This window comes from Pseudovibrio sp. Ad26 (genome assembly GCF_001623285.1).
GTDB classification, from domain to species: domain Bacteria; phylum Pseudomonadota; class Alphaproteobacteria; order Rhizobiales; family Stappiaceae; genus Pseudovibrio; species Pseudovibrio ascidiaceicola.
This window is the reverse complement of the sequence record NZ_LMCE01000146.1, coordinates 41,646-68,624: the sequence shown is the minus strand read 5'-3', so window position 1 is coordinate 68,624 and position 26,979 is coordinate 41,646. Positions and strand designations below refer to the sequence as shown.

At 51.9% G+C, this 26,979-nt stretch carries 22 protein-coding genes and 1 other RNA gene; 14 read left to right on the top strand and 9 right to left on the bottom strand.

Translation table 11 applies throughout. The annotated features are described in order from the left end of the window. Nucleotides 1–251 precede the first annotated feature (251 nt). From PsAD26_RS24065 to PsAD26_RS24050, 4 genes are all read left to right on the top strand, one after another. Nucleotides 252–2,690, top strand: coding sequence for a UvrD-helicase domain-containing protein (locus PsAD26_RS24065; RefSeq protein WP_063312427.1), 2,439 nt, complete (start codon nt 252–254; stop codon nt 2,688–2,690). A gap of 74 nt (nt 2,691–2,764) precedes the next feature. After that, entirely contained in the window at nt 2,765–4,582 is a 1,818-nt protein-coding gene (locus PsAD26_RS24060) for a sodium:proton antiporter (RefSeq protein ID WP_063312426.1), read from the top strand. An 89-nt stretch (nt 4,583–4,671) separates the two neighbouring features. Beyond that, complete coding sequence (locus PsAD26_RS24055; RefSeq protein WP_063293890.1) at nt 4,672–5,574, top strand: 50S ribosomal protein L11 methyltransferase; 903 nt, start codon at nt 4,672–4,674, stop codon at nt 5,572–5,574. 680 nt (nt 5,575–6,254) lie between these two features. Further along, the gene (locus PsAD26_RS24050; protein ID WP_063293889.1) at nt 6,255–8,075 is read left to right on the top strand and encodes an aminopeptidase P family protein; all 1,821 of its coding nucleotides are present in this window, start codon (nt 6,255–6,257) and stop codon (nt 8,073–8,075) included. 60 nt (nt 8,076–8,135) lie between these two features. Here the strand turns inward: PsAD26_RS24050 and PsAD26_RS24045 are convergent, their stop codons facing one another. The 4 genes from PsAD26_RS24045 to PsAD26_RS24030 all read right to left on the bottom strand — a co-directional run bounded on the left by PsAD26_RS24045 (nt 8,136) and on the right by PsAD26_RS24030 (nt 11,995). Further along, on the bottom strand, nt 8,136–8,459 hold the full coding sequence (locus PsAD26_RS24045; RefSeq protein ID WP_063312425.1) for an AzlD domain-containing protein: 324 nt from the start codon (nt 8,457–8,459) through the stop codon (nt 8,136–8,138). Beyond that, nucleotides 8,456–9,205, bottom strand: a complete 750-nt coding sequence (locus PsAD26_RS24040) for an AzlC family ABC transporter permease (RefSeq protein ID WP_063312424.1) — start codon at nt 9,203–9,205, stop codon at nt 8,456–8,458. Before PsAD26_RS24040 ends, PsAD26_RS24045 begins: the two co-directional genes overlap by 4 nt. Before the next feature lie 190 nt (nt 9,206–9,395). Next, on the bottom strand, nt 9,396–10,265 hold the full coding sequence (locus PsAD26_RS24035; RefSeq protein WP_063298179.1) for an AraC family transcriptional regulator: 870 nt from the start codon (nt 10,263–10,265) through the stop codon (nt 9,396–9,398). Between the two features lie 89 nt (nt 10,266–10,354). Next, the gene (locus tag PsAD26_RS24030; RefSeq protein WP_063312423.1) at nt 10,355–11,995 is read right to left on the bottom strand and encodes a chloride channel protein; all 1,641 of its coding nucleotides are present in this window, start codon (nt 11,993–11,995) and stop codon (nt 10,355–10,357) included. Between the two features lie 309 nt (nt 11,996–12,304). Here PsAD26_RS24030 and PsAD26_RS24025 point away from each other — a divergent pair, with 309 nt between their 5' ends. Together PsAD26_RS24025 and PsAD26_RS24020 are read left to right on the top strand one after the other, a co-directional pair. After that, the gene (locus tag PsAD26_RS24025) at nt 12,305–13,726 is read left to right on the top strand and encodes an FAD-linked oxidase C-terminal domain-containing protein (protein ID WP_063312422.1); all 1,422 of its coding nucleotides are present in this window, start codon (nt 12,305–12,307) and stop codon (nt 13,724–13,726) included. Nucleotides 13,727–13,898: 172 nt separating this feature from the next. Beyond that, entirely contained in the window at nt 13,899–17,975 is a 4,077-nt protein-coding gene (locus PsAD26_RS24020) for an AsmA family protein (protein WP_063312421.1), read from the top strand. Here the strand turns inward: PsAD26_RS24020 and PsAD26_RS24015 are convergent. From PsAD26_RS24015 to ssrA, 4 genes are all read right to left on the bottom strand, one after another. Further along, nucleotides 17,968–18,189, bottom strand: a complete 222-nt coding sequence (locus PsAD26_RS24015; RefSeq protein WP_063289922.1) for a ribbon-helix-helix domain-containing protein — start codon at nt 18,187–18,189, stop codon at nt 17,968–17,970. The two genes, PsAD26_RS24020 and PsAD26_RS24015, sit on opposite strands and share 8 nt — an antisense overlap. Nucleotides 18,190–18,198: 9 nt before the next feature. Beyond that, on the bottom strand, nt 18,199–18,408 hold the full coding sequence (locus tag PsAD26_RS24010; RefSeq protein ID WP_063312688.1) for a DUF4169 family protein: 210 nt from the start codon (nt 18,406–18,408) through the stop codon (nt 18,199–18,201). 57 nt (nt 18,409–18,465) lie between these two features. After that, nucleotides 18,466–19,077, bottom strand: a complete 612-nt coding sequence (locus PsAD26_RS24005) for a ClpXP protease specificity-enhancing factor SspB (RefSeq protein ID WP_063298175.1) — start codon at nt 19,075–19,077, stop codon at nt 18,466–18,468. A gap of 127 nt (nt 19,078–19,204) precedes the next feature. Then, nucleotides 19,205–19,560, bottom strand: a transfer-messenger RNA (tmRNA) gene (gene ssrA / locus PsAD26_RS24000). A gap of 272 nt (nt 19,561–19,832) precedes the next feature. Here ssrA and PsAD26_RS23995 point away from each other — a divergent pair. The 4 genes from PsAD26_RS23995 (at nt 19,833) to PsAD26_RS23980 (ending at nt 22,700) form a co-directional block, all read left to right on the top strand. Beyond that, on the top strand, nt 19,833–20,627 hold the full coding sequence (locus PsAD26_RS23995; RefSeq protein ID WP_063312420.1) for a thymidylate synthase: 795 nt from the start codon (nt 19,833–19,835) through the stop codon (nt 20,625–20,627). Between the two features lie 29 nt (nt 20,628–20,656). Then, on the top strand, nt 20,657–21,481 hold the full coding sequence (locus tag PsAD26_RS23990) for a manno-octulosonate cytidylyltransferase (RefSeq protein ID WP_063289919.1): 825 nt from the start codon (nt 20,657–20,659) through the stop codon (nt 21,479–21,481). Next, complete coding sequence (locus PsAD26_RS23985) at nt 21,478–22,089, top strand: histidine phosphatase family protein (RefSeq protein ID WP_057465751.1); 612 nt, start codon at nt 21,478–21,480, stop codon at nt 22,087–22,089. The genes PsAD26_RS23990 and PsAD26_RS23985 overlap by 4 nt, the downstream gene beginning before the upstream one ends. An 89-nt stretch (nt 22,090–22,178) precedes the next feature. Further along, the gene (locus PsAD26_RS23980; RefSeq protein WP_057465752.1) at nt 22,179–22,700 is read left to right on the top strand and encodes a dihydrofolate reductase; all 522 of its coding nucleotides are present in this window, start codon (nt 22,179–22,181) and stop codon (nt 22,698–22,700) included. A 9-nt stretch (nt 22,701–22,709) separates the two neighbouring features. Here the strand turns inward: PsAD26_RS23980 and PsAD26_RS23975 are convergent, their stop codons facing one another. After that, nucleotides 22,710–23,630 carry a phytanoyl-CoA dioxygenase family protein gene (locus PsAD26_RS23975; RefSeq protein WP_208985833.1) on the bottom strand — a complete coding sequence of 307 codons (921 nt, stop codon included), beginning with the start codon at nt 23,628–23,630 and terminating at the stop codon, nt 22,710–22,712. A gap of 199 nt (nt 23,631–23,829) precedes the next feature. Between PsAD26_RS23975 and PsAD26_RS23970 the strand changes: the two genes are divergently transcribed. The 4 genes from PsAD26_RS23970 to PsAD26_RS23955 all read left to right on the top strand — a co-directional run bounded on the left by PsAD26_RS23970 (nt 23,830) and on the right by PsAD26_RS23955 (nt 26,894). After that, a complete protein-coding gene (locus PsAD26_RS23970; protein ID WP_063312418.1) occupies nt 23,830–24,294 on the top strand; it encodes a GNAT family N-acetyltransferase in 465 nt (154 codons plus the stop codon). A gap of 349 nt (nt 24,295–24,643) precedes the next feature. Next, a complete protein-coding gene (gene hflK, locus PsAD26_RS23965; RefSeq protein WP_057465755.1) occupies nt 24,644–25,813 on the top strand; it encodes an FtsH protease activity modulator HflK in 1,170 nt (389 codons plus the stop codon). After that, on the top strand, nt 25,813–26,700 hold the full coding sequence (gene hflC / locus PsAD26_RS23960) for a protease modulator HflC (RefSeq protein ID WP_057465756.1): 888 nt from the start codon (nt 25,813–25,815) through the stop codon (nt 26,698–26,700). The genes hflK and hflC overlap by 1 nt, the downstream gene beginning before the upstream one ends. After that, nucleotides 26,700–26,894 carry a DUF2065 domain-containing protein gene (locus PsAD26_RS23955; RefSeq protein WP_057465757.1) on the top strand — a complete coding sequence of 65 codons (195 nt, stop codon included), beginning with the start codon at nt 26,700–26,702 and terminating at the stop codon, nt 26,892–26,894. The genes hflC and PsAD26_RS23955 overlap by 1 nt, the downstream gene beginning before the upstream one ends. The last annotated feature ends 85 nt before the right edge of the window (nt 26,895–26,979 follow it).

Genomic DNA, 26,979 nt, shown 5'->3' with positions numbered 1-26,979 from the left:
TTCCTCTTTAAAACACTAAAGGGCCTCCCGGATTTCAAGTAACTCAGAACAAGCTTGATAAAACATCACAGAGCAAAGCTGGCGTGAGGCAAGAGTTACTGAGTGAAGATGCCTTGCCCTACAAAACGATGTGTATCTCTTTGCTGATGCCTCGCTTCTTCAATGTTGTTGCTATATTGTTCCTCGTTAAGTATTGGAGATTCTCCCTCTGATTTGAGAGGGGTATGCGTTCAAAGGATCTAACGAGCTCAATGGCAAACTCTTCTGGCCCACTTCATCGCGGAATACCTGCTCACCCTGCTGATCCTCTGGCTGCACCACAGCCCAAGGCAGGTGGTATCGCAGCGAGGGCCATGGCTGCACGGCAAACCAACGCCCCAGCCTACATGGAAGGATTGAATGCAGAACAACGACTTGCTGTTGAAACGATCAACGGACCAGTGCTCGTTCTTGCAGGAGCCGGTACTGGTAAGACCCGTGTTCTGACAACGCGTATTGCACATATTCTGGCAACGGGTCATGCCACTCCGGGGCAGATCCTTTCTGTGACCTTCACCAACAAAGCTGCCCGTGAGATGAAGACGCGCATTGGCGCTTACATTGGTGATGGCGTTGAAGGCATGGCGTGGCTCGGCACGTTCCACGCGATCTGCGTGAAGATTTTGCGCCGCCATGCTGAGCTTGTTGGGTTGAAGTCCTCGTTCTCCATTCTGGATACGGACGATCAGGTTCGTTTGATCAAGCAGATCATTCAGGCAGAAGGTCTGGATGAAAAGCGCTGGACGGCAAAGACTTTTGCCGGACTACTGGACAGCTGGAAGAACCGCGGGCTTACACCCTCACAGATTTCAGCTGGTGACGCACAGGCCTTTGCTAATGGCTTGGGGCGCAAGCTTTATGAGACCTATCAGGAACGACTTAAGATCCTGAATGCCTGTGATTTTGGTGATTTGCTGCTGCACTGCATCACGATCTTCAAAGAGCATGATGACGTTTTGAAGAGCTTCCAGCATCGCTTCCGTTACATGCTGGTGGATGAGTATCAGGATACCAACATCGCGCAGTACATGTGGTTGCGTCTGCTGGCGCAGGGCAATCCGAACGTGGCCTGTGTTGGCGATGATGACCAGTCCATTTATGGCTGGCGTGGTGCTGAGGTCGATAACATCCTGAGATTTGAGCAGGATTTCCCGGGTGCTGTTGTGGTTCGTCTTGAGCGGAACTATCGCTCGACCAGTCACATCCTATCTGCGGCTTCTCATCTGATTGCGCACAATCAGGGCCGTCTTGGTAAAACCCTTTTCACTGATCAGATGGGATCTGAGGAAGAAGAGAGGGTGCAGGTTACCTCGGCCTGGGATTCTCAAGAGGAAGCCCGCTCCATTGGTGACGAGATTGAAGCCCTTCAAAACCACGGGCATTCCCTTAATGAAATGGCCATTTTGGTGCGTGCGTCGTTCCAGATGCGCGAGTTTGAAGACCGGTTTGTCACGCTTGGATTGAACTATCGTGTCATTGGAGGCCCGCGCTTTTATGAGCGTATGGAGATCCGCGATGCACTCGCCTATTTCCGCTGTGTGATGCAGACGTCAGACGATCTGGCTTTTGAGCGCATCGTGAATACGCCGAAGCGTGGGCTCGGTGAAGCGACGCTGAAAATCGTTCATGCTTATGCACGGGAACGCGCTATTCCGCTGATGATCGCTGCGGAAGAGTTGGTTCAGACCAATGAGCTGCGTCCGAAAGCTCGTGCTGCGCTGGCGGATGTTCTTGGCATGTTGGAGAACTGGCGTAATCAGGTTGAGACCATGAGCCATACGGAGCTGGCGGAGATCATTCTTGATGAGAGTGGTTACACCCAGATGTGGCGTCAGGATCGGTCGGCTGAAGCGCCGGGACGTTTGGACAACCTGAAAGAACTTATCCGCTCGATGGAAGAGTTTGAGAGCATGGCTGGGTTCCTTGAGCACATCTCGCTGGTGATGGATAAAGACAGCGATGCGGAAGAGGATGCGGTCTCGATTATGACACTACATTCTGCAAAAGGCCTTGAATTTGATAGTGTTTTCCTTCCCGGTTGGGAAGAAGGGGTGTTCCCGAACCAGCGGGCATTGGATGAGACAGGGCAGGCTGGTCTGGAAGAGGAGCGACGCCTTGCCTATGTGGGTCTTACCCGTGGCCGCAAGCGTGTGAAAGTGTGGTTTACCTCTAACCGCCGCATTCATGGCTCGTGGCAGTCCTGCATTCCTTCGCGGTTTCTTGATGAGCTACCTGCAGACAGTGTTGAGGTTGTTGAGGCCTCCAGCTCTTACGGTGGGTATGGTCTGAATAGTGCTGGTGGTGGTTATGGCGCCAGCCGGTTTGACAACAGCGATCCGTTCCAGAGCAAGTACTCTACGCCGGGTTGGCAGCGGGCGCGTAAGGCGCAGGCGTCTGGTCAGCAGTATGGCAAAATGCATGGCGGGAACCAGAGCCGCCGTGCCAAGAAGGCTGGTCCGATGACCATTGAAGGCGAGCTGGTTGCCAAGAGCGTTACTGAGGCAGGAAGCGATTTTGCGATTGGTGAGCGGATTTTCCATATGAAGTTCGGTTATGGATTGATCGGCGATATCGAGGGGAACAAGCTTACCGTCGATTTTGAAAAAGCTGGCCAAAAGAAAGTGCTCGATAGCTTTGTTGAGCGAGCTTAAGCTGCAACGCAAGCGTTAATTACCTTTAGGGTAGATTGTGCTATCTCTCTTCTAAGTTGTGTTGGGAGGTGGCAATGAATGAGGTGGTTCTCGCGCTTGCGATGATTGGTGTGGCGGGCGTTGGTGCACAATGGCTTGCCTGGCGATGGTCTTTGCCTGCGATCGTTCTTCTGCTTGTTGCTGGCTTTCTCATTGGCCCTGCCACGGGTGTTCTCAGTCCAACTGCGTTGTTCGGTGATTTATTGCGTCCAACTGTTGCGCTTGGTGTTGCCGTTATTTTGTTTGAAGGCGGTCTTTCTCTTAACTTTCAACGTATTGGCGGTGTTGAGAAGGCGGTTTGGCGGCTCGTTCTTTTGGGCGCTTTTATCGCGTTTTTGTTGGGCGCATTGAATGCCCACTATATCGCAGAGCTGAGCTGGCCTTCGGCGCTGGTGTTTGCTGCTATTCTGATTGTTACCGGTCCTACTGTCATTATTCCCCTTCTGCGTCAGGCGCGGTTGGAGCGACGGGTGAGTTCGCTGCTGCGCTGGGAAGCGATCCTTGCTGATCCGCTTGGTGCGCTGCTCGCGGTGTTCATGTTTGAAGGGTATCTGGTTTATCACGGCGACCATGGCTTTTGGGTGCTGGCGATCCGAGCTGTGGCTGGGTTGCTGATTGGCGGTGTTGGTGGCTGGGCGCTGGGGCGTGGATTGATCTGGCTGTTTGTTGGTGGTCGCGTTCCTGAATTTCTCAAAGTTCCGCTGATTTTTGTGAGTGTGATGGGCGCTTATGCGCTTTCTGATTTGGTATTGGAAGAATCTGGTCTGCTGACAGTGACGGTTCTTGGGCTGGTGCTTGGTAACTCTCGTCTTGCCAGTCTCGAAGAGCTGAAGCGATTTAAGGAAGCAGTCACGATCATTCTGGTGTCTTCGGTATTCATTGTTTTGACGGCTTCAGTTCAGCTTGGCAGTCTTGCGGAGTTTGGGTTGGAGGATTTGGCATTTATTCTGGTGCTGTTGTTCGTGATCCGGCCTATTTCGGTTTGGGTTGGAACCATTGGTGCTCACTTGAGCTGGAAAGAACGTTTGCTGGTTGGGTGGATTGCGCCACGCGGTATTGTGGCTGTCGCGGTTTCCGGCTTGTTTGCTAGGTCGCTTGTTGAACATGGGGCTCCTGATGGAGAGCGGTTGGCGGTTTTGTCGTTTGCGGTTGTGGTTGCCACAGTGTTTGCGCACGGGTTTTCGCTTGGGCCATTTGCACGGTGGCTGGGGCTTTCCAGCCATACGGGGCCAGGATTGCTGATTGTTGGGGCGAGCCGGTTTAGCGTAGCGCTTGCGACCAAGCTGAAAACGCTGGATGTTCCGAGCCTTACCGTTGATCGCAACTGGGGTAAGCTGCGGCTTTCGCGCAATGCCGGGCTTACGAACCATTATGGCGAGGTTCTTTCTGAGGAAGTTGAGAACGAGCTTCCGCTTGAGAATTACAGCGTTTTGCTCGCCGTGACTGACAATGATGATTACAACGCGCTGGTGACCACAAACTTTGGACCGCTTATGGGACGAGGGGAGGTGTATCAGTTTGCACCCTCAGAAGAGCAAAGCGAGAAGGAAAAGTTTCGCCGTGTTGTGACACTTGGCGGGCGTCCCTTCCTGACACCAGAACACAGTTATAACGACCTTGAAACGAAGATCCGTGAAGGCTGGTTCATCAAAGCCAGTGAGCTGACAGATACTTATGGCTGGACCGAGTTTCAGGAGGCTTTGCCAGAGACGGCTATTGTGCTGATGTTGATAGACCCGACCAGGAAGCTTCGACCGCTGAATGGCACCAAGCCTGCGATGCCGATTGCTGGTTCAACAATACTTAGCCTTGTTCCCTGCGAATATGCGGCAGAGCGCGAGAAAACCTCGTGAGTACTGGCTTTTCGTTGCTGCACCTTCTATACGCCTAGGCAAAGGTTTTCACTGAGTTTTGATAGCTCATCGTAACTAAGGGATTTTGCATGGACACGATCCGGGTTCGCATTCCGGCACCTGAGGCTGAAGCAAAAGCACTCTCCGATATTATGGAGGCACGCTTTGAAGATGACGGGTTCCCAGTTGCCGTCTTTGAAAGCTCCAAGGACGGAAAAACTTGGACCGCTGAAGTGCTGGTTCTGGAATCTACGGTTGATGACGCAATCAATCTGGTTGAAATGCGTTTGTTTGATCAGTTTGAAGGCGGCGTTATTCCAAGCTTTGCTGAAGTTGAGGCGCTGCCTGACATCAACTGGGTTGCCAAATCTCTTGAAGGTTTGAAGCCGGTTCGTGCGGATCGGGTTATCGTTCATGGTGCGCATGATCGTGATGCTGTCGGCCAGTCTGACATTGGTATCGAGATTGAAGCAGCGCAGGCTTTTGGTACCGGTCACCATGGTACGACTGAAGGTTGCCTTTTGGAGCTTCAGCGCTTGTTGAAGCGACACAAATACCACCGTATGCTTGATTTAGGCACCGGAACGGGTGTTCTGGGCATTGCACTTGCTAAGCTGACCAGCTCTGAAGTTCTGGCGACCGATATCGATCCTATTGCAGTGGAAGCTGCGATTGATAATGCGCGTAAGAACAATGTAGGGCCTCACTTCAAAGCCTTCACCGGTGCTGGTGTGGATGACCGCCGCTTTAATGAATTTGGCCCGTTTGATCTGGTTGTTGCCAATATTCTTGCAAGACCGTTGATGCAGATGTCCGCTAAACTGTGCGCTCACCTTGCGCATAAGTCTACGCTGGTTCTATCCGGCTTGCGGATTGAGCATGGTCCACGGATCATCTCAGCGTATGGACAGCAGGGACTGAAGCTTGTGCATCGCCGCGAGATTGAAGGATGGCTGACGCTGACCTTTGCAAAAGGCAACTGGGACTCATAAGGTCTGACAGACTGCTAAAGCAGTTCGCATTTAAATGGAAACGCATGAACTGCTTTAGCCTTTGTTTTTGCGTATCTTTATCCGAAAACCGGTTTCCACTTTTCGGAGATACGCTGTAATAATTCTGAACCCTCAATGCTGATGCAGTGAGGGTTTTTTGATGTCTGATTGAAATGCAAAAAAACAAAAAACCTTTGCTTCCTGATCCGGCAAATTGGGAGGAAATTGCCGGGGAAGCAAAGGTTTTTTTGTGTGCCAAGCAACTGGGAGGAATTTGCTTAGCTTGCTAGATACTGGGAGGAGGTATCCAGCTGTATGAGTGGCATTTCTAGCGCTTTATCAGCAGCTGATGGATGCCGGCCATTTTTGTCGTGCAGATCACTTTGGGAGGAGGTGTGATCCACCGGTTTGCTTTGGGAGGGAAGCGCCCCGTCGACAAGAGGAGTTATCTATTATTTTAGTTTGTAAAAAAAGAGATAGTTTCGCATGACACTTATGCATTTTTTGCATATCTCTGTATTGTCATGATCTGAAATTGCATGGAGTACATAGCAGATCTGCGTATAACGCATGGATTGTGTACTTCTGTATCCTCATCGCCTGAATTGAGAGTATAAATTCCTCTTAGGAGCCGTGTTTGTGTGGTTGAGTTGCGTGACGATCGGCATTAGCCTTCCGGCATGTTTCAAAGCTTTGACACAGTAAATGATAAATCTCGTGGGCCGGTTCGGTTGGCCGCTCTGCGAGACGAGCTGGCCTCGCGTGGGCTTGATGGCTTTTTGGTGCCGCGGGCAGATGCTCACCAAGGTGAGTATGTTCCTGATAGTGACTGCCGCCTTGAGTGGCTGACAGGTTTCACCGGCTCTGCTGGTATTGCTGGTGTTCTCAGTGACAAGGCAGCTGTTTTTATTGATGGCCGCTACACCATTCAGGTGCGAGATCAAGTAGACGAAGAGGCGTTTGCCTATCGTCATCTGATTGATGAGCCGCTGACGGGCTGGCTTCGTGAGAATGCGGCAGAAGGCCAGAAGATCGGGTACGATCCGATGTTGCATCCTGTTCGTCAGGTGCGCTCCTTGAAAGCTGCCTGTGAAAAGGCTGGTGCACAGCTGGTTGCTATTGAAAGCAATCCTGTCGATGCCGTTTGGAGTGATCGCCCGGAAGCGCCGCTTGGTGCCGTGAAAATGCACGGGATGCAGTTTGCTGGTGAAAGTGCTGCAGACAAGATCAAGCGTATTGGTGAGTTGATTGCTGGAAAAGAGGCAGATACAGCGCTTCTGACACAGCCAGACTCCATTGCGTGGCTGTTGAACATTCGCGGTAGCGATGTGATGCATACGCCGCTGCCACTGTCTTTTGCTTTGGTACCGACCAACGGCAAGCCATCTCTGTTTATTGATGGGCGCAAGCTTTCCAATGAAGTGCGTGATGAGCTGAGCGCTCTTGCTGATATTGCAGGACCGACAGAACTTGCACCTGCATTGAAAGCATTGGGTACTGAAGGCAAACGGGTGCTCATTGATACCGGTCTTGCGGGTCAGGCTCTTTATGATGCGGTTGCCGACAATGGCGGCCATGTTGTGGAAGGGCAGGAGCCAACTCTGCTGCCCAAGGCTGTTAAAAATCAGGCTGAGATTGAGGGCACAAAAGCTGCGCACCTGCGTGACGGTGTTGCCTATGCTGGTTTCCTTGCATGGTTTGAGAAGACGGCGCCTCTTGGTGGCCTGACTGAGGTTGTTGTTGCTGAAAAGCTTGAGGAGTTCCGCCGTGAGACGGGTGCTTTGAAGGACATTTCCTTTGACACTATTTCAGCGGCTGGTCCTCACGGTGCGATCTGTCACTACCGTGTGAGCAACGATAGCAATCTGCCGATTGAGCTGAACAGTGTGTACCTGATCGATTCTGGTGCGCAGTACGAGGATGGCACGACAGACATCACACGTACGCTTGCTGTTGGAGCTGTGACTGCTGAGCAGTGCAAGCACTTTACGCTTGTTCTGAAGGGCCATATTGCTATTGCGACCGCGCGTTTCCCTGTTGGGACGACTGGGTCTCAGCTGGATACGCTGGCTCGCATCGATCTTTGGAAGCAGGGGCTCGACTTTGACCATGGCACTGGCCACGGTGTCGGCTCTTATCTGGGCGTGCATGAAGGTCCGCAGCGGATCTCCAAAGCTCCAAACAGCATCGCGTTGAAGCCGGGTATGATCCTTTCCAATGAGCCGGGTTATTACCGGGCTGATGAGTACGGCATCCGGATTGAGAACCTTGAGCTGGTGACGCCTGCTGCTGCCATTGAGGGTGGTGATCAGAAAATGCTCGGTTTTGAGCCGCTTACACTGGCACCGATTGACCTGCGTATGGTGGATACCAAACTTCTCTCCGCGTTCGAGCTGAACTGGCTGAATGCTTACCATGCTCGTGTGCGGGAACTGGTTGGGCCACTGCTGGATGGTGAGACCAAAGCATGGCTGGAAGAGGCGACCCGTCCGGTTTCTTAAACCGCTCCTGCTTCTCTTTGAGATAAACAAAAACCCCGCTTCATGGAGCGGGGTTTTTGTTTAGATGACAGTAAGCGCCAATCTGAGTACGACAACACTGACGACGCCGAGTGTCATGGCTGCAAGCATTGGTAAGCGCAGGGCTGCAATCGCGGTGATCGCTGTTGCGGCGGTCTCTGCGATGCCGGTTGCGAAGGCTGTTGGGGCCACGACCGACATGAGGATTGCTGGTGGAACGGCCTGTAATGCTGCCTCAGTTCTACCCGAGAACGTGACGAACTTTGTCAGCACCAGCCCTGCTATGCGGGTTAGGTAAGTTCCTGCTGCCATTGCCACAATGGTGAAGAGGACGAGTGGATCAACTGCGAAGACTTCTGACATCATGACTGAAGGGCCTCCGCAGGTTTCTGGATTCCGTTGGTTTTTTCGTCATACTGGACTGCTGCGGCGATGACGCCTGCGATTGCGCCCGCGATTATGTACCAAGCGCCTGGAACGAACTTATGAGTGAGAACTGCAGCTAAACCGCTCGCTGCGAGGACTACGCCAGTTTTGCGGCCTTGCCAGAAGCCCATAACCAGACAGATGAAGAGGGCGGTGAACGCAAAATCCAGACCATAGCGGGATGGATCGCCCATGACTGCGCCTATCAGGCTTCCGACCACTGTTGCGACTTGCCAGGTGATGAACAGGGTCAGGCCAACACCGAGATAAAAGCTGAAAGTGGTGTGATGCTTGATGGCGCGCTGTTCAGACAGAGCCCAGACCTCGTCTGCCAATATGAAGAAGCCGAGGTATTTTTGCAGGGGTGTCCAATGGCCGAGTTTAGGGGCAAGGGACGCACTCATAAGCACATGGCGCAGGTTGATCAGGAAAGTGGAGAAGGCAATGGTGAGCCACGGGAGCGGGTCGGCCCACAAATCCAGTGCGAGAAACTGAGAGCCACCTGCAAATACGAAGGAGCCCATCAGCAGGACTTCCAAAGGAGACATGCCCTTTTGTGCTGCGAGCGCGCCAAACAACAGGCCGATGGGTGTTGCGGCGAAAATCAACGGGAAGAATGTTGTTACACCGAGGAAAAATTCATTGGGGTCAGCGTTGATCGCTGATTTATTCTGATTGCTTTTCACAAAACCCTCCTAGAGCGTGTTGTGCTCATTTACATTCACGCCTCACGCTCTAATTTCTTTACTTTCAGCGAATTCTTATCGTTTGATTGAATTCAATCAAGCGGAACGCGCTCCAGAGCATGGAGTGCTTTTAAGTCAGAGAGGCCGATGTCGTCTTGAATGAAATTGCGCTTCTGGTATGCCGCTGTGATTAAATGGAAATCACAGATCGCTGGAAAGCTGCTGGCGTGGTGCCAACGCGGGATTTGAACTGCCGCGTGAGGTGGGCCTGATCTGCAAAGCCGCAGAGTGACGCCGTCTCGCTTGGAGAGGTTCCGCGCACGAGCAGGCGTCTGGCATTTCGTACCCGCACATCAGTCAGGTAGGCGTGCGGTGTTTGTCCAGTCGCTTTCTTGAAGGAGCGGATGAGGTGGTACTTTGAGCGGCCTGAGATGTTCACCAGATCATCCAGATGCACGCTGCCCATGAAGCTTTCTTCCAAATACTCCCGCGCTCGTTTGATTGCGACGGGATCTTTTGATCCGGTCATGTTGTCAGTGAAGCTGCCGTGTTTCGCGAGCATTTTGGCGAAGATCATATAGAGCGGTTCTTCGGCTTCCAGATCAATGGAGCGGTTCTGTATAGACTTATGTGCTTCAACGAATTCCTGACAGAGCTCTGGGTCATGGACACAGGCCTCCGGGAAATAAAGTGTTCCGCTTTGTGGCTTGTCCGTCAGGTCTTCGGCGATCTTCTGCAACAGTGAGATGCTGGGGTAGGTCATCCGGTAGGTGTAGCCGTAGCCCTCCGGTATGCCGTCATGAAGCTCGAATGGGTTGACGAAGACCAGATCTCCGGGACCAGCGAATATCTGCTGTCCGCGTTGCCAGTAGCACTGACAACCCGAGAGAATACCACCGACAACGAACGTATCGTGAGTGTGAGGTTCGTACACATGGGTTTTGAAACTTGCCGCAAGACATTCTAATCCATCAAAGCGAGGCGCACACCAGAATTGTGCGTTCTCTCCCGAATTGAGCGGAGTTGCTTCTAAGGCAATTTTTTGTGTGACCGGCTTCATAGACCCAATTTATCCAGCGAAGACAAGGATGTCTTGAATGAGATTGCTGTTTTTTACGATTGGGTCAATGGAGATTATCTGGGGTTTGGCTAGCGGTGCTCCTCAACATTCGCCTGAATGAGTGCTGAATTGAAGTAACGCAGAGCCTTCACGTGACTTGCGTAACCAATAACTTCCGCCGGATTCTTTGGGTCAATGACTGGCAAGGTGGACTTACCTGCATCATCGAAGGTCCTGAGCGCTTTTTCGAGCGTATCCAGTGGTGCAAGGAACGGTGCTTCTGACTCTGGGTTGAAGGTAGTATCGGAGTCTGGCCTTGGCGGATCTGCGAAATCTTCAACATGAACGATGCGGACGAGCCATTTGTGGGCGCCGTCTTGCAGCATGACACCGCGCATTTCCAGCTGCCAATGGAAGTAGGAGCGGCCATGGATTGCCTGATTGAGGCCGGTTGAAATGGAGACAGCGATCAGTAGTGCAATGGATAACTCGTAACCACCTGTCAGCTCGAACACGATCATGGTGGTTGAAATTGGTGCGCCAAGGACGGCTGAGGCGACCGCTCCCATGCCTAAAATAGCGTAGAGGCCGTGGCTGGAAGCCATTTCGGGCAGGTGATTTGCCGCGATCAGGCCAAAGGCGCCACCCGTCATAGCGCCCAGATACAGCGAGGGTGAGAAGATGCCGCCGCCGAAGCGGGAGGCGAGCGTGATGGCTGTTGCTATTGTTTTTACAACGAGCAATGAGAGCATCAACGTGAGCGGCAGTTCTGAGTTGAGCGCTCCATCGGTTGCCTCGTAACCAACGCCAATGATTTCCGGATAGAAGACAGCGATTGAGCCAACCAATGCGCCGCCGATGATCGGGCGGAGCCAGATTGGCATTTTGATGTTTCTGGCAAGCCAATCTGAGCCGATCAGTGCAAACTGGAAGGAGATGGCAACAATTGCGCAGATGATGCCGAGCAGCACAAAAGCCGGGAATTCCCAGTATGTGTTGATCTGGTAGTGAGGCAGGATGAAAGCCACTGCTTCGCCGAAATAGAGGCGAGACACCAGCGTTCCCATGGCTGATGAGAGCACGATTGGAACGAAGGCGGACATTGCGTAGTGTCCGAGGATGACCTCATGCGCGAACAATACGCCTGCGATTGGTGCGTTGAAGCTTGCAGAAACTGCACTTGCGACACCTGCGGCGAGCAGGATACGCATTGTTGAATCCGGGAGTTTCAGTTTGGAGAAGACTGAGGTTCCGAGTGTGGCGCCCAGGTGAACCATGGGGCCTTCACGGCCAGCACTGGCGCCGCTGCCGAGTGAGATGACTGTGATGAGCGCGGAGCTGAGGCCGGGCCAAAAGGGCAGGCCGGTTCCGCCATGGGCCCGTGCTTCAATCACGTCTGCTACGCCGCCGGCACGTTGCTTCTTCTGGATCGTTTGCAGCAGGAGGCCAACAATTGCGCCGCCTATCACAGGTGCCAGAACAATCACATACCATGGTTGCGCGTTTGCCGCGCTGATCATGCGTTCGGAGACGGTTCCGAGCGATAACCATTGAACCAGCCCAATGCCAATGCGAAACAGGATCGCAGAACCGCCCACAGCAGCTCCGATGATCAGCGCAAGGAGCCAGACAAGCGGGAGCCGCGATGACATGAACAAACGTAAGTTAGGTTCGACCCATTTATAGGCTATACGCATTGCGATTTTCAGCGGGTTAGCTTGGTTTGGCATATTAGATTAAGCGATACGACAATGAATGATTGGCACTGTCTTTAACGAGATTCCCCGGCAAACGCTAATCAGGATATGCTCTGATCTTCGGATTTCGGATCATTATTTTCGATAAGCACTGAGAAACACTTAAGGAACCTCAAGAGGCCGCAACGTCAAGGTGGGTTCAGCCTTGCCAAAAGCTCAATTATGCTGGGCATGCAGAATACTATAATTCCAATAAATGCCGAGGTGTGTCTCGAAGTTTCGACTATATGCTTGGAAGTGTGCTTCCGGGGGGAAGTATCTGGAATATAAGGGAGGTCTGTCATGTCTCTGACGGGGATGCAGCTGAATGTTACACGTAATGCCGAGGGGATCGACAAAGCGATTGCGCTCTTGAGTGAGAAGTTTGGCGATCGTTGCCAGACATCCATGAGCTTGCGGGAGCAGCACGGGCATACGACATCATGGCTACCAAACCAACCGCCGGATGCTGTTGTCTTTGCGCAGTCGACCGAGGAAGTCTCTGAAATCGTAAAGCTTTGTGCCGACCTGCATGTGCCGATCATTCCGTTTGGCAGTGGTTCTTCTCTCGAAGGGCATCTGAATGCACCGGGTGGCGGTATCTCGCTGGATCTCTCTCAAATGAATGAGGTTGTCTCAGTTCATGCTGAGGATTTGGACTGTGTGGTTCAACCGGGTGTGACGCGCAAGCAGCTCAATGCTTATTTGCGTGATACTGGCTTGTTCTTTCCGATCGATCCGGGCGCTGATGCCACCATTGGCGGCATGACAGCGACACGTGCTTCAGGTACCAATGCGGTGCTTTATGGGACGATGAAGGATATGGTTCTGGCGCTGACAGTCGTCATGCCTGACGGGACCATTGTGAAGACTGGAAGCCGTGCCAAGAAATCATCTGCGGGATATGACCTGACGCGCTTGATGGTTGGCTCGGAAGGCACGCTCGGGGTGATCACTGAGATTACGTTGAAGCTGAAGGGCATACCTGAAGCAATTTCAGGTGGAATTGCTTCTTTCGATAGCATTGCAGATTGCTGCAACACGGTTATCGAGGCGGTACAGTATGGCATTCCCGTTGCTCGTATGGAGCTATTGGACACACTGACCGTGCAATCCGTCAATGCTTACTCAAAACTGGATTTGCCAGAATCACCGTTGCTGCTTGTGGAATTCCACGGCTCTGAGGCTGGTGTGAGAGAACAGGCTGAACGGTTTGGTGAGATTGCGGCTGAAAACTCTTTGAAAAAATTTGAATGGGCGACGGATCCTGAAGAACGCAACAAGCTTTGGGCCGCGCGGCATGACGCTTATTGGGCTGGCCTTGGTCTGGCACCTGAGCGAACCGGATTGTCGACAGATGTCTGTGTTCCGATCTCTCGTCTGGCCGATTGCGTGACTGCTACACACGATGACATCGAAGAAAATCGCTTGATTGGTCCGATAGTTGGCCATGTTGGTGACGGCAACTTTCATGTGCTTGTGTTGACGGATCTGACTGATCCTGAGGACATTGCCAAGTCTGAAGCGTTTGTTGAACGTTTGAATTACCGTGCGATTGAGCTGGGTGGAACCTGTACTGGTGAGCATGGTGTGGGGCAGGGCAAGATGAAGTATCTGCCAAAGGAACATGGGGCAGGGGTGGCTGTGATGGCTGCGATCAAGCGTAGTCTTGACCCACTGAATATAATGAACCCTGGTAAGATTGTTGCCTTAGATACCGAGTAAAGAAGTGCCATAAATACGCACTTGCTTCGATCCGTTCGGAAACATTGCCTTAAGTCGTTGCTGTCGTCTTGTTCCTGCTGTAATTCACATAGACAAACAAGTGTTTGCATGCAGCTCATAGGCGGACAGCGCGGCAAGGCGTGAGGTTCGAAGTGGGTAAAGGAGCTTAACGTTGAATTCGGTTTACATCACCGTCGGTGGGACTTTGATCTTGGCGCTGGTCATCGCGCTTGTTGGCCCTTTGGTCATCGATTGGTCAGCTTATCGTTCCCTGTTTGAAAGCTATGGTGAGAAAGTTCTGGGGCATCAGGTGACGATCCTCGGTGAGACCGATGTCCAGCTGCTGCCTGCTCCATACGTGAAACTCTCTGACGTTCGTGTTGGTTCGGTCGAAGATCCGCTGATGACTATCAAAGGATTTGAAGGCCGTATTGAGTTGCCTTCGCTTTTGCGCGGCGAAGTGCACGTCACCGAGATGAAACTCAACGCGCCAGAACTTAACCTTTCTCTTGATGAGGAAGGCCGTCTTGATGTTTTGCAAACCAACTCCCGCCGTTCCGTTATTTCTGAAATCGACCCGACCTCGCTTATTCTGGAAGGCGTGAGCGTTCAAAATGGATCTGTCGTGCTGACTGATGCACGGACGGGAGAAGTACGCCGCGCAGGCAATGCGAACCTTGAGCTTTATGCTGGCGGTTTGCAGGGGCCTTTCAAAGCAGAAGGCGCAATGCTTTATGAAGGTGTGCCTTACACGCTGAAAATCGGTAGTGGCCGAGTGGAGCGCAATGGTCAGATCCGGGTTAAGACGCAGGTGTCTCCTGCAAATGTTGCGGCTCAATTTTCAACTGATGGTTTCCTGACACACCAGAACGGTGTGGTCTCCTATTACGGAGATGCCGAGGTTCAATCTGTTGTCAGTGAAGGCTCTGATGCGCTGGAATGGGCCGGCAAGAGTAAGTTTAATCTGGACGGTGAGCGACTGGAACTGACTGAGAGTACTTTGCGTCTTGGCTCAGAAGATCGTCCGATTACCGCTGAGGGTGGCGGGATTTATAGTTTTGGGCCAGAGCCAGAATTTCAAGCTGTTGCTCAGTTCAAACAGGTTGATCTGGACCGGATGATCGGAGGTGGGCCACAGCGTCCGCTGGTCCCGACCGATGCTGTTCTCACGCGACTGGCTGGTGGCTTGAAGTCGTTGCCGCTGCTGGATGTGAAAGTCAATATGGATCTGACCGTTCCTGTTGTGGTGGCGGGTGGTTCTGTTGTTTCCAATCTGAGTGCCTTGCTTGAATCGACAGGAACCGGCTGGAAGATTGATGAGCTCTCTGGAGAGCTGCCGGGTCGTAGCTTGTTCAAGACCAGCGGTTATCTGGAGCTGCGGGGTTCTGCCGGATATCAGGGTGACTGGGAAATCTCTTCCCGTCAGCCACATCAGCTGGCGCATTGGTGGTTGGGTGAGCGTAAGGACGCTTCCAAACGGTTGTCTCCCGTTGCGTTGAGAGGTCGTGTTGAAGCTGGTTCGGGTGCTCTGCGACTTCCTGATCTTCGGATTGATGCAGGAGATGTACGCAGTGTGGGCTTAATTTCATTTGAGCATCCGCTGGATCGCAGTCCATTGATCACCGTTGATATGGATAGCGACCGAGTCAATCTGGATGAAATCCAGCGGTACGTGGAAGCTTTTACAGGCAAAAAGATCAAGCCAAGCGCAGTTGATATGTCAATGCGGCTTTACGCAGATGAGCTTGTTGCCAGTGGTGTCAAAGCAAAAAGCATGGCGGTGAGTGCGAGCCTGAGTAGGGATACGCTTTCCATTGAGCAGTTGAAAATTCGCGACTTTGCTGGTGCGTACATTGATATGAAGGGTCGGATTGATGACCTGAGTACAACGCCACAGGGGAATATCAAAGGCACGCTGACTGCGTCATCTCTCAGTGGTGCGGTTGCTGTTTTGGAAGAATATGCGCCTGACCATCCGTTGATCGAGCGCTTGAAAACGGCTGCTCCGGATCTTGCGCCTGCCAACCTTAAAGCAGAGCTTTCTGCTTATGCTGAGAAGGGGCGGACCGATATGTCTTTGAACCTCTTTGGTGAGGTTGGTGTCAGTGATCTGGATCTGAATGGCACCTTTGAAGGCCGCATTGATGACTTCGCAGAAGGTGACCTTTATGCGGAAATGACGCTTGGTGGCAAAGATGGCGTTAAAGTACTTCGTCAGCTTGGGTTCGAGGCTATCCCAATTACGCAACTGCAACCGGGAGAGGTTCGTCTTTCCTTGTCTGGTAGCCCTCGCGATCAACTGGCTTTTGGTTTTTCCAGTGACCTTGTTGGGTTGAAGATCCTCTCCGATGGGACCGTGCGAATTCCTAACCGATCTGCTGCTGTCTGGTCTGCCAAGGTTGCGTTGCAGTCTGATGATTTGGCGGATTATGGGTTGGCATTTGGTAAGATCTATCCAATCTACTCTGGTCCTCTCAAAGCGAACCTGAGCGGTCAGTTTGAAGGGCGGGGGCGAGACTTTAAGGTTTCAGACCTGAAAGGCCAGCTGGCTAATATGGATCTTTCTGGTGATCTTGAAGGTACTTTGAAAAAGGGTGGACCTTTAGAGGCATCTGGCAAGCTGGAACTGTCTGAACTTGATATGCGCAGTCTGAGCGAGCTGCTGCTGGGGTCCAATGTTTGGGCTGGTGTGCTTCAGGAAGATTCTGTCTGGTCCTCGCAGGCGTTGGGGCAAGGCCTTGCTGATGGTGTGGATTTGACGCTTGATGTGAAGAGCGACCGCGCTTTGTTCAGTGATGAGTTCCGACTGGATGCCGCCAGTGGTCAGCTTCGGCTACGTTCAGATCAGCTGTCTATCAATGAAGGCACTGGTCGGTTTGCAGGTGGTGAGTTTTCTGGTGCCTTCGATCTGCGGAGGGATCAGGGACAGGCGACTCTGTCTGGCCGGTTCCGTTTGGATGACGCTGACTTTGAAGAGTTGGCCTGGACTGATGAAGGTCGCGCTTTAGCCACTGGTAAGTTGCAGGCAATTGCTGAGTTTGAAGGAAGCGGGCGTACGATCTCCGGTCTTGTGGCAGGTCTTTCAGGTGGTGGTACTTTCAGCGTTACTGATGGTGAAATTCGCCGGATCAACCCAGCGGCCTTTGACCTTGTGATCAAGGCAGCGGACGCGGGTCTTGAGCTGGATGAGGCTGCTATTCAAAACACCTTTGCGGACCATCTGGATGCAGGGTCTATAGCGTTCAACCGGGTTGATGGGTCCTTGGGCATCGCGAGTGGGCGGATCCGGGCGCGTAACATCTCCGTTGATACTGCCGGAACCACATTGTTTGGCTCTGCGCTTATTGATCTGGAGAAGTGGGCGTTGACAGGCGATGTTTCCATGAAGACCCGTGATGAAGCACAGAAAGTTGCCGGTGCTGAACCTCAGGTCGCTATCTTATATTCTGGTCCGCTGGAAAACCCTGTGCGCAAGTTGGATACAGGGCCGTTGCTCTCCTACCTCAATCTTCGTGCAATTGAGTTGAATGTGAAACGGATTGAAGAAGAGCAGCGCAAGATTGCTGAGCAAGAGCGCATGCTTGATGAACTGAAGAAAAAGCGGGAAGAGGAAGCCGCCCAAAAGGCGCAGGCTGTTGAGGACGCGGAAAAGGCTCGGCAAGCCGAGGCTGCTGCTGCCGCTGAACGTAAGCAACAGGCGCAGGCAGACAAAGAGGCGAAAGCCCGTGCCGCCCGCTTGGCTGCTGAGGAAGAAGTGCGCAAGGCGAAAGCTGCTGAGGCTGTGAAGCGGGCTGAGGAAGCTCATAAAGCGGCAGATGCGAAAGCTGCTGCGGAGGGCAAAGCTGCGGCTGAAGCGCAAGCTAAGGCCGATGCTGAGAGCAACAAGAGCACTGTACAGGACTTTAGTGCGCGTATTCGGTCTGTTCTTGACGGAGACGCCACCGTAAAAAAGCCCGTTAGCCCCTCTGTTGCAATCGTTGACCCGCCCAAACCGCGCGCGAAATCCAGCCTACCTGCATTGGAAGCTCCGGTGACTATTGGTGGCGTGAACGAGGCGACGGTGCCAGCGGGAGAGGTTGACCTGCTTGGGCCTATCATCCAGTCAGGTGCTCCGAAAAATCTTGGTGTGATTGAGGCAGGCAATGACAATCAGGTCTTGCGTGGACCACTACCGGATTTGCAGACTGATGAGCGGGGAGCGCCTAAATTCATTGAGCTGCCAGGTGGTCGCTTGCTGCAGGTTAACTGACCAGTTGGGTCTGAAAGTGTTTGAGCACGGCGACGCGGATGCAGCTTGAGAGATTGTTTTCCGGGTTTCGCTCATCATCAATTGAAGCGATGGTCGCGGTAATATTTTTACCCTGACTTCGCGCAAAGTCTTCCAGCCCAGACCAGAACTCCGGCTCCAGCGTGATGCTGGTTCTATGTCCGTGTAGGGTGATCGAACGTTTCTTGAGGCTCATAAGGATGCCTCACTCTTTATCTGCTGGTGATGAAGAGGAGACGGAGGTCAACTTATGACCTTCAAAGCGTTTTGTCTGCAGGTCTGCTTCTGCATTTTCCTGAGATTTTTCGGCTTTTGAACGCCCGAACTTCCGGCGGTTTTCCGCAGCGGACTGGGCTTTACTGTCTCTGGCCTTTTGTTTGCGGGCCTGACGCAGGTTAACAACGGTCGCGCTCATACAATCACCCATTATATGACGTTGATGAGCCGACCGCTCTTATCTTGATCGGAAGGATCAGCTCTTCTTGCGGAAAGCATCCAGAGAAACAACCTGCGCACTTCCGTTGTCATCTTTGGAAGTCTCGTCAGAGTCAGTTTTCTCTTTCTCTTCCTCAGAGTCTGAAGCTGTCTCTTCTGTTTCGGAAGCAGCTGCGTTAGCTTCTTCTTTTTCGTCCTGTTCGACAGCCGATTCCAGACGTGCATGGAACTCTTCTACAGAGTCCAGATCACGTTCCGCAATGCGGAATTCTGCAGGCAGTTCTTCACCGGTCTTGCCAGGCTCAAACTCAAGAGCAAACTGGACAGACGGGTCGAAGAAACCCTTGATTGCAGAGAACGGAACATACAAATGCTCCGGAACACCACCAAAGGACAAACCAACCTCGAAAGCGTGCTCAGTGATCTGCAGGTCCCAGAACTGGTGCTGCAGCACGATCGTCATTTCTTTCGGGTAACGTTCCCTTAAGCGGTTTGAAATCTTGACGCCAGGGGCCGTGGTTTCAAAGGCAATGTAAAAATGGTGCTCTCCGGGAAGTCCTGCCCGGTTGACCTCAACCAATATCTTTCGGACTGCGTTTCTCAACGCGTCCTGAATGATGATGTCATAGCGGATTAAATCTTCAGCCATGTCCGGCACCGCTCATCCTTTGCGTTCTTATTCGGCCTAACTATAGCGTAGAGGCGACAAAAAGGCCTGTCTTTTATTTCTATACCTTGAATAGGCGTAGAATAAGGAAAGAGCCTTTTAACACTAAAGTGGAGGCTTCTGTTGCCAGGTGCCTCCGAACCCCGCCTGAAGGTGCTAACCAACGGGACTTAGTGGACTACCGGAACTGCATTACGCAGCTACAGCGTTGTCCATAGCGTAGTTGTCATTTGCAACTATCATTTTGGTCCGATAACGGTGGTACCATGCCGAGCAAAAACAAAGCCTTTACGCCCTCGTCGATCCTGTTTCGCCCCCCCGAAGACCGCTGGAGTACAACGGGCTTTGGTGGAGGCGCCGGGTACCGCCCCCGGGTCCGAATGGTTTATTGCGCTTGCAATTTATTGCCGTAGCCAGCGAACTGGCAGGGGGAATATAGGTGCACGCACTGGCAAATGGAAGGGCAAAAGCTATCGGTTACTGTCGCAGGGCTAAGAGAACCTGTTGACAAAGCGGCATATTCACAGGCCAATTTGAACAAGTGGTGGTGTTGAAGATTTGTAAATGACGCTTTTGCGGGGATTTGCCTAAGGCGGAAGCGCTCAAGCTATTTTCCCGGTCTTTTTATCGACGGAAGCTTGGGGTAAGACCCCGTATGCAAGATGGCACAGAGGCGACTTTCGGTAGATTGGCTATACTGTGCGCGACTCGAATCGTAAAACAGGAGATGATCCTTCGTGCAGCAATATCTAGAGCTGATGCGCCGTATCATGGATGAAGGTGTGGTCAAGGAAGATCGCACTGGAACAGGCACCAAGTCTGTCTTTGGTCATCAGATGCGGTTTGATCTGTCCAAGGGCTTTCCGGTTGTTACGACCAAGAAATTGCACCTGAGATCTATCATTTATGAACTGCTCTGGTTTTTGGCGGGTGATACCAACATCAAGTACCTTAAAGACAATAAGGTGCGCATTTGGGATGAGTGGGCAGATGAGAATGGCGACCTGGGGCCAGTCTATGGTTATCAGTGGCGCTCCTGGCCCAAGCCTGATGGTGGCTCTATCGACCAGATTGCCAATGTGGTGCAGCAGATCAAAACGAACCCGGATAGCCGCCGGTTGATCGTTTCTGCCTGGAACCCTGCGCTTGTTGACGATATGGCGTTGCCGCCTTGTCATTCGCTGTTCCAGTTTTACGTGGCAAACGGCAAGCTTTCCTGTCAGCTCTACCAACGTTCTGCAGATGTGTTCCTGGGTGTTCCGTTCAACATCGCATCTTATGCATTGCTGACCATGATGATTGCACAGGTTTGCGATCTGGAAGCTGGTGATTTTGTTCATACGCTTGGTGATGCGCATCTCTACTCAAATCATATGGAGCAGGCTGAGCTTCAGCTTTCCAGAGAGCTGCGGGCCTTGCCTGTTATGCATATCAATCCAGAAGTGAAGGATATCTTCGGGTTCTGCTACGAGGACTTTGCTTTGGAAGGTTATGACCCGCATCCACACATCAAAGGTGTTGTTGCGGTCTAGTTGTCTTTGGTTTTTTTAAAGGAGTTCCCATGCGAACCCTTATTTGCGTTCCGGCGCGTATTGGATCAACCCGTTTCCCGCGCAAGCCGCTACACCCAATCAGTGGCCGCAGCTTGTTGGAGCGTGTTGTACAAGTTGCTCGTGTTGCTGCGAAACAAACTGGTTCTGACTATGTGGTCGCGGTGGACCATGAAGAGGTTGCCGAGCATTGCCGCCATATCGGTGCGCCCTTCGTGATGACTGATCCGGAGCATCCATCGGGTACGGATCGGGCACTTGCTGCCTCCAGAGTGCATGGCACGCATCCTGAGTTCGTTTTGAACCTGCAGGGTGATGCGCCGTTTACACCGCCTGAGCATGTTTCTGCGTTGATCCAGGCTGCTGCAATGCGCCCTGATGCGGACGTGTTCACGCCTGTTATTCGACTGGACTGGAACGGGTTGGACGAGCTCCGTGAGCACAAGAAGGCTCATCCGTTCTCCGGCACAACTTGTGTGCGCAGGGATGATGGAACGGCTCTTTGGTTCTCCAAGAATATTCTTCCGGCCATTCGTAAAGAAGAGAAACTGCGGGAGAGCGACAAGCTTTCTCCTGTCTTCCGCCATATCGGGCTTTATGGCTACCGCGTTGACGCGCTTGAACGCTTCAACGAGCTTGGGCTTGGGTACTACGAGCAGATGGAAGGGCTTGAGCAGCTTCGTTTTCTGGAAAACGGTATGGTTGTTCATGCAGAAGAAGTGCAGCCGCCTAAACTTTCCATGTCTGGTGTGGATACGCCAAGCGATGCGGAGCTTGCAGCACAATTGATTGCTAAATTTGGCGACCCGTTTGATCATCTGGAGACTGGCCTTTGACGCGCGTTTATATTCTCAGACACGGCAACACTTTTGATAAGGGTGATGTTGTCACTCGTGTTGGTGGCCGCACAGACTTGCCTCTCAGTGTTTCTGGTCTGGGTCAGGCTGAGAAGCTCTCTGAGCACTTTGCTGATCTGGGTGTGAGCTTCGATATGGCTTTTTGCTCTCCACTGCAGAGAACCAAGCAAACGGCGCAGATTGCACTGAAAACGCAGGCTGAAGAGGTTGATCTGAAGGTTCTGCCGTTTTTGGTGGAGATCGATTACGGCCCGGATGAAAATAAGCCTGAGGAAGAGGTTCTGGCCCGGATTGGTGATGAGGCTCTTCGTGCATGGGAAGAAGAAGGTGTGCCGCCGAATGGCTGGCACATTGACCCGCACGCTGTGATTGGACGCTGGCAGGAATTCTTTGCTTCTGCTCCCAAGAAGTTCCCAGGCAAGACCCTTCTTGTGGTGACCAGTAACGGGATTGCACGCTTTGCATTGAAAGCATTGGCTGATCAAGGTGCTGGTGCTGACTTGAAACTGAAGACAGCAGCCTATGGTGTGTTCGATGTTACAGACGAAGGCCAGCCGTTAATGCTTAGTTGGAATGTGAGGCCGTAGGTTCTTTCCTGCTGCCTGAACTGGTTTAGATGGGAGCTTGATGCTCTCATCAACTGAGTACGACTTGTCTCTTGCCGATTGAGGATAGGATGAAGCAAATTTCGATGATCTCAGCCGTGGCTGAAAATGGTGTGATTGGCGCAAACAATGACATGCCATGGTCTGTTTCTACCGATCTGAAGTTCTTTCGCAAGACGACAACAGGTAAGCCCGTGATCATGGGGCGTCGGACCTTTGAGAGTATTTGCACGACGCTTGGCAAGCCTCTTCCAAACCGCAAGAATGTCGTCATTACGCGTGATCCGAACTACGCTTATGAAGGTGTTGAAGTGGTCAGCAGTCTTGGTGATGCGCTCACGCTTGCAAATGACATTGCTGAGAATGATGGCGTCGATGAGATCATGATTGTGGGTGGTGGGCAGATTTATAAAGAAGCGATGCCGAAGGCTTCCACTCTCTACATTACCCGTATTCATGCGCAGCCAGACGGTGACACGAAATTCCCGGATATCTATGAGGGCGAATGGGAGCTTGCTGAGCGCACGCCGTTTGATCGTGGGGAAAAGGACTCTGCTGATTCCTCACTGGAAATTTATCGTCGCAAGCTTTGATGCAGCCTGTTAGTTGTTGCGCGTTGATGACTTTGTTGTGAGGTCTGCGCGCAAAGCAAGGCGGTGGGCTGTATGGGCATTGTGCGCGTTGTTGGTGCTTGGCAAACGGCCATGGAAACCTGAGCGGTCCATAATCAGCAGTGTGTTGGCCTCTACCTTTAAAGGCAAGAGAGGTGGCATATCCAGCTCTTGCAGATCACTCAGCCCTGTGATGGGCTCATCGTCCTCTTCTTCCATTTCTGTATAATCAAGATGGCGCTGGTACTCCCAGAAAATACGTTGTTCTGTCATGCGATGTGAGCCGGGGATGAAAAACATTGCGCCGTCTTCTGGTGTAATTTTTTCCAGAAAAAGCAACGCAATCGCACCGGGCGAGAATGCATCGTGTTCAATTTCAAAAGGTGGTGTGTTGTGGCCTTCCGTTTCAAAGCGGAAGGACGGCGTGCATTGTGCCATTGCCTCGATATGGTACGCAGGCTTGGCTTTTCTGCCTGCTGCGAACTGTAGCGGCGGTGGAATAAGCTCGTCTGTGATGGCAGATTGCAAAAAGGGTTGCCTGAGAAGGTGTGTATAGTTCAACGGCAGTGTGAAGCTTTGTGCGTTATGCCAGTTGGAGAGAAGCCGCTTATTCCGATCTCTCTGCCCGACAAAATAGTCAAAGGCTTCAAACTTGAGCCTGCGAAAGAACTCTCGCGGCAACACATCATGTTTGATCCAGATGCCATGGGTTTGCAAAGCCTGAGCGCAAGAGAGAGGCAGGGTTGAATACAGTTTCGCCTGCTTTTCGATCTTCTGGCTATGAAGATCGGTCAGCTCGCTATGAAACCAATTGGGTATCGTTTCTTCGTCCCACTCCGATTGATGGGAGGACGAAGGCAGGAACCTGCGCTGCAAGCTGTTCATGAGGTATTTTGGCTTTATTGCCCGCATTTGCATCCCCGCCGCTCTTCATTAACGAGAGGTTAAGGGGATCGGTGCTTTGGGTCTTTCCTTCTGTTTCTGCTTGTGAAATCTGCCTAAAGATTAGTTTCTGGCAGTAATTGACTTGCAATTTGAACGCTGACCACCAAGATAAATAAGGGTTTGAGGCTTGCTTTTCGGGAGTAAGCCGCGAAATTTTTGAGGTGGAATGTCCCAGTTTCTTGAGCTTAAAGACTTCAACGAGTTCAGCGTTGAACAGCTCTATGCTTTGCTAAAGTTACGTAGCGATGTGTTTGTTGTTGAACAGCAGTGCGCATATCCAGATATCGATGGGCTCGATCCTGTCAGTAAACACATTCTCGTGATGAATGATGCCGGGCATATTCTCGGGGCGCTGCGAATCCTCCTGAAATACGAAGATGGCGATGTGTTCAAGATTAGCCGTGTGTTGGTCTCAAAGGATGCGCGCGGGCAGGGTATTGCCGGCAAGTTGATGAATGCTGCACTTTCTTACTGCGCAGCGACCAATGATGATGCGCGCGTGGAGCTGCAGGCACAGGACTATCTGAAGGACTTCTATGGCGGACTTGGCTTTTACGCCACTTCGGAAACTTATCTGGACGATGGTATTCCGCATATTGATATGCGTTTAAGGGTGCCGCCTGAAAGCTGAGGGCTTGAAACTCTGCACGTTTCCGCTGTGTGTTGGCTTGGTTTACGTTTTGTTGAGCAAAACAGCAAGAATTTGCCTGATTGTGCCTCTAATTCTTACAGCTGAAATTTGCAGGTAGGCTCTTGTACGTCGGTTGAAACGTGCGAAAGAAGGCTTATCTTCTTCAATAATGTCCGGTTTCTGTGGGGTTTTGGTGTTTTTCCATAAAGTGCAGCCTTTTGGCGTATCTGCATTCGTTGAAAGGCGCTGGTAACTTGCCTATAACCCTAATCAAGTAATAGTTGGCTTAGTCTAACTCTCATCTATTTGTCGGTTTGTCCGGCAGCATACCTAGTAAAGGGATCTCTCTATGCCTTGGAGCAATCAAAGCGGAGGTGGCGGCAATAACGGCGGCCCTTGGGGGAACTCCGGCGGCAACAAGGGCGGTGGTGGCCCTTGGGGTGGCGGCGGTGGCCCACAGCGTGGCGGCGGAAACGGTGGCGGCGGTAATCCACCTGATTTTGAGGAAATCCTCAAACGGGGTCAGGATCAGCTGAAATCCGTTCTTCCTGGTGATGGCGGCGGCCTTGGTTTTAAAGGCATTTTGTTCGCTATTCTTGTTGCCGTTGTTATCTGGCTTGCTACCGGTATCTACCGCGTTGAACCAAGTGAAGTTGGTGTGGAACTGGTATTCGGTAAGGTCGTTGGACAAACCGATCCAGGTCTGAACTACAACTGGCCATATCCGGTTGGCGAAGTGCGCACTCCAGAAGTGCTGCGTGTTCGCGAATTGACTGTTGGTATGGAAGAGTTCGTTCGTGGCAGCTCTATCAACCAGCGTGATGTGCCTGAAGAGAGCCTGATGTTGACCGGCGATGAAAACATCGTTGACGTAGACTTCAAAGTTCAGTGGCGCATTCAGAATACTCCTACTGGTGTTCAGGAATACCTGTTTAACATTCAGAATCCAGAAGGTACCGTGAAAGCAGTGGCTGAAAGCGCGATGCGTGAAGTTGTTGGCAGCTCCCGCATTGATTCAATTCTGACTGAAAACCGTGCCCCAATTCAGATTGCAGTGCAAAAACTGATGCAGGAAACTCTCGATAACTACAAAGCTGGTATCGAGGTTACTCAGGTTCAGATGCAGAAGGTTGATCCTCCTGCGCAGGTTATTGAAGCGTTCCGTGATGTTCAGGCAGCTCGTGCTGACCAAGAGCGTATCCAGAACGAAGCACAAGCTTACGCTAACAAGATCGTCCCTGAAGCTCGTGGTAATGCGGCTCGCGTTTCTGAAGCTGCACAAGCGTATCGTGACAAGACTATTGCGAATGCAAATGGTCAGGCACAGCGCTTCAGCAAGATTTATGAGGAATACGCGAAATCTCCTAATATTATTCGCCAGCGCCTCTATCTTGAGACCATGGAAAATGTCTTGAGCAAAAATCCGAAAATCATCATCGACGGAAATGGTCAGCAAAATGGTGTTGTGCCTTATCTGCCGCTTGACCAGCTGAACAAACGTGCTGGAGGAAACAACTAATGAAAAGCGGTCTTCTTGGCATTGTTATAGCTGCTATCGCTCTGGTTCTTTACTGGTCGGCTTACATCATTACCCCAACTGAGCAGGCGCTTGTTTTGCAGTTTGGTGAGGTGAAAGCACAGGAAACTGAGCCAGGTTTGAAATTCAAGCTGCCTTGGCAGAACGTTATCGTTCTGGATAAGCGTATCCTTGATCTCAACATGCCTCCTTTGGAAGCAATTGTTGCTGACAAGAAACGTCTGACTGTTGATGCGTTTGCTCGTTACCGTATCACCAACCCAGTGCGCTTTTACCAGTCTGTGAACAACGTAAATGAAGGTGCACGCCGTCTTGCGACGTTCCTACAGTCTTCTCTACGTTCTGAGCTGGCAAAAGCAACCTTCGTACAAGTGGTGCGTGATGACCGTTCTGATCTGATGGAAAAAATCCGTCAGGACGTGGATAAGAGCGCTGCTGCGATTGGTATTGATGTGATTGACGTGAAGATCCGTCGTGCGGATCTGCCAGAGGCAAACTCTCAGGCGATTTTCCGTCGTATGCAGACAGAGCGTCAGCGTGAAGCGACTGAAATCCGCGCACAGGGTGAAGAGCAGTCTCGCCGTATTAAGTCTCGTGCTGATCGTGATGCAACTGTTCTTGTTGCTGAAGCACAGCGTGATGCTGATATCATCCGCGGTGATGGTGATGCGGCTGCCAACCAGATCTTCGCAGAAGCTTATGGCAAAGACCCTAGCTTCTTCGAGTTTTATCGTTCCATGCAGGCATATACCAATGCTCTGGAAGGTGGCGATACGTCTCTGGTGCTGTCTCCTGACTCTGACTTCTTCCGCTACTTCAACGATCCAGCAGGAACGCGGAGTGCTCCGGCGGTTGGTGCACCACAGTAATGAATGATTTTATTGTGGCTCTGGGACTTGTCCTCGTTGTTGAGGGAGTTGTTTATGCTCTAGCCCCAGGCCATTTGAAGGAATTCATGCGGAAAGCTCAGGAAATTCCTGATCAGTCTCTCCGTCTTGGTGGTGTTGCTGCGATGGGGCTGGGTGTGTTGATTGTATGGTTGGTGCGTTCGCTCAGTGGCTAGACGCAGATTTGCCAATGATACAACTGCGAGAATTCAGCCTGACGCAGTTAAGAAATAAATGTTAGTTTTGCCCGCGCTTTATTAA

What these genes read in the sequence shown, in the direction of transcription:
- PsAD26_RS23955 (WP_057465757.1), top strand. Translation starts at nt 26,700, where the DNA reads ATGAATGATTTTATTGTGGCTCTGGGACTTGTCCTCGTTGTTGAGGGA.
- PsAD26_RS24005 (WP_063298175.1), bottom strand. Translation starts at nt 19,077, where the DNA reads ATGGCTGAAGATTTAATCCGCTATGACATCATCATTCAGGACGCGTTG.
- hflC (WP_057465756.1), top strand. Translation starts at nt 25,813, where the DNA reads ATGAAAAGCGGTCTTCTTGGCATTGTTATAGCTGCTATCGCTCTGGTT.
- PsAD26_RS24065 (WP_063312427.1), top strand. Translation starts at nt 252, where the DNA reads ATGGCAAACTCTTCTGGCCCACTTCATCGCGGAATACCTGCTCACCCT.
- PsAD26_RS24030 (WP_063312423.1), bottom strand. Translation starts at nt 11,995, where the DNA reads ATGCCAAACCAAGCTAACCCGCTGAAAATCGCAATGCGTATAGCCTAT.
- PsAD26_RS24025 (WP_063312422.1), top strand. Translation starts at nt 12,305, where the DNA reads ATGTCTCTGACGGGGATGCAGCTGAATGTTACACGTAATGCCGAGGGG.
- PsAD26_RS24035 (WP_063298179.1), bottom strand. Translation starts at nt 10,265, where the DNA reads ATGAAGCCGGTCACACAAAAAATTGCCTTAGAAGCAACTCCGCTCAAT.
- PsAD26_RS23975 (WP_208985833.1), bottom strand. Translation starts at nt 23,630, where the DNA reads ATGCGGGCAATAAAGCCAAAATACCTCATGAACAGCTTGCAGCGCAGG.
- PsAD26_RS24015 (WP_063289922.1), bottom strand. Translation starts at nt 18,189, where the DNA reads ATGAGCCTCAAGAAACGTTCGATCACCCTACACGGACATAGAACCAGC.
- PsAD26_RS24050 (WP_063293889.1), top strand. Translation starts at nt 6,255, where the DNA reads ATGTTTCAAAGCTTTGACACAGTAAATGATAAATCTCGTGGGCCGGTT.
- PsAD26_RS24010 (WP_063312688.1), bottom strand. Translation starts at nt 18,408, where the DNA reads ATGAGCGCGACCGTTGTTAACCTGCGTCAGGCCCGCAAACAAAAGGCC.
- PsAD26_RS24055 (WP_063293890.1), top strand. Translation starts at nt 4,672, where the DNA reads ATGGACACGATCCGGGTTCGCATTCCGGCACCTGAGGCTGAAGCAAAA.
- PsAD26_RS24045 (WP_063312425.1), bottom strand. Translation starts at nt 8,459, where the DNA reads ATGATGTCAGAAGTCTTCGCAGTTGATCCACTCGTCCTCTTCACCATT.
- hflK (WP_057465755.1), top strand. Translation starts at nt 24,644, where the DNA reads ATGCCTTGGAGCAATCAAAGCGGAGGTGGCGGCAATAACGGCGGCCCT.
- PsAD26_RS23980 (WP_057465752.1), top strand. Translation starts at nt 22,179, where the DNA reads ATGAAGCAAATTTCGATGATCTCAGCCGTGGCTGAAAATGGTGTGATT.
- PsAD26_RS24060 (WP_063312426.1), top strand. Translation starts at nt 2,765, where the DNA reads ATGAATGAGGTGGTTCTCGCGCTTGCGATGATTGGTGTGGCGGGCGTT.
- PsAD26_RS23990 (WP_063289919.1), top strand. Translation starts at nt 20,657, where the DNA reads ATGCGAACCCTTATTTGCGTTCCGGCGCGTATTGGATCAACCCGTTTC.
- PsAD26_RS23970 (WP_063312418.1), top strand. Translation starts at nt 23,830, where the DNA reads ATGTCCCAGTTTCTTGAGCTTAAAGACTTCAACGAGTTCAGCGTTGAA.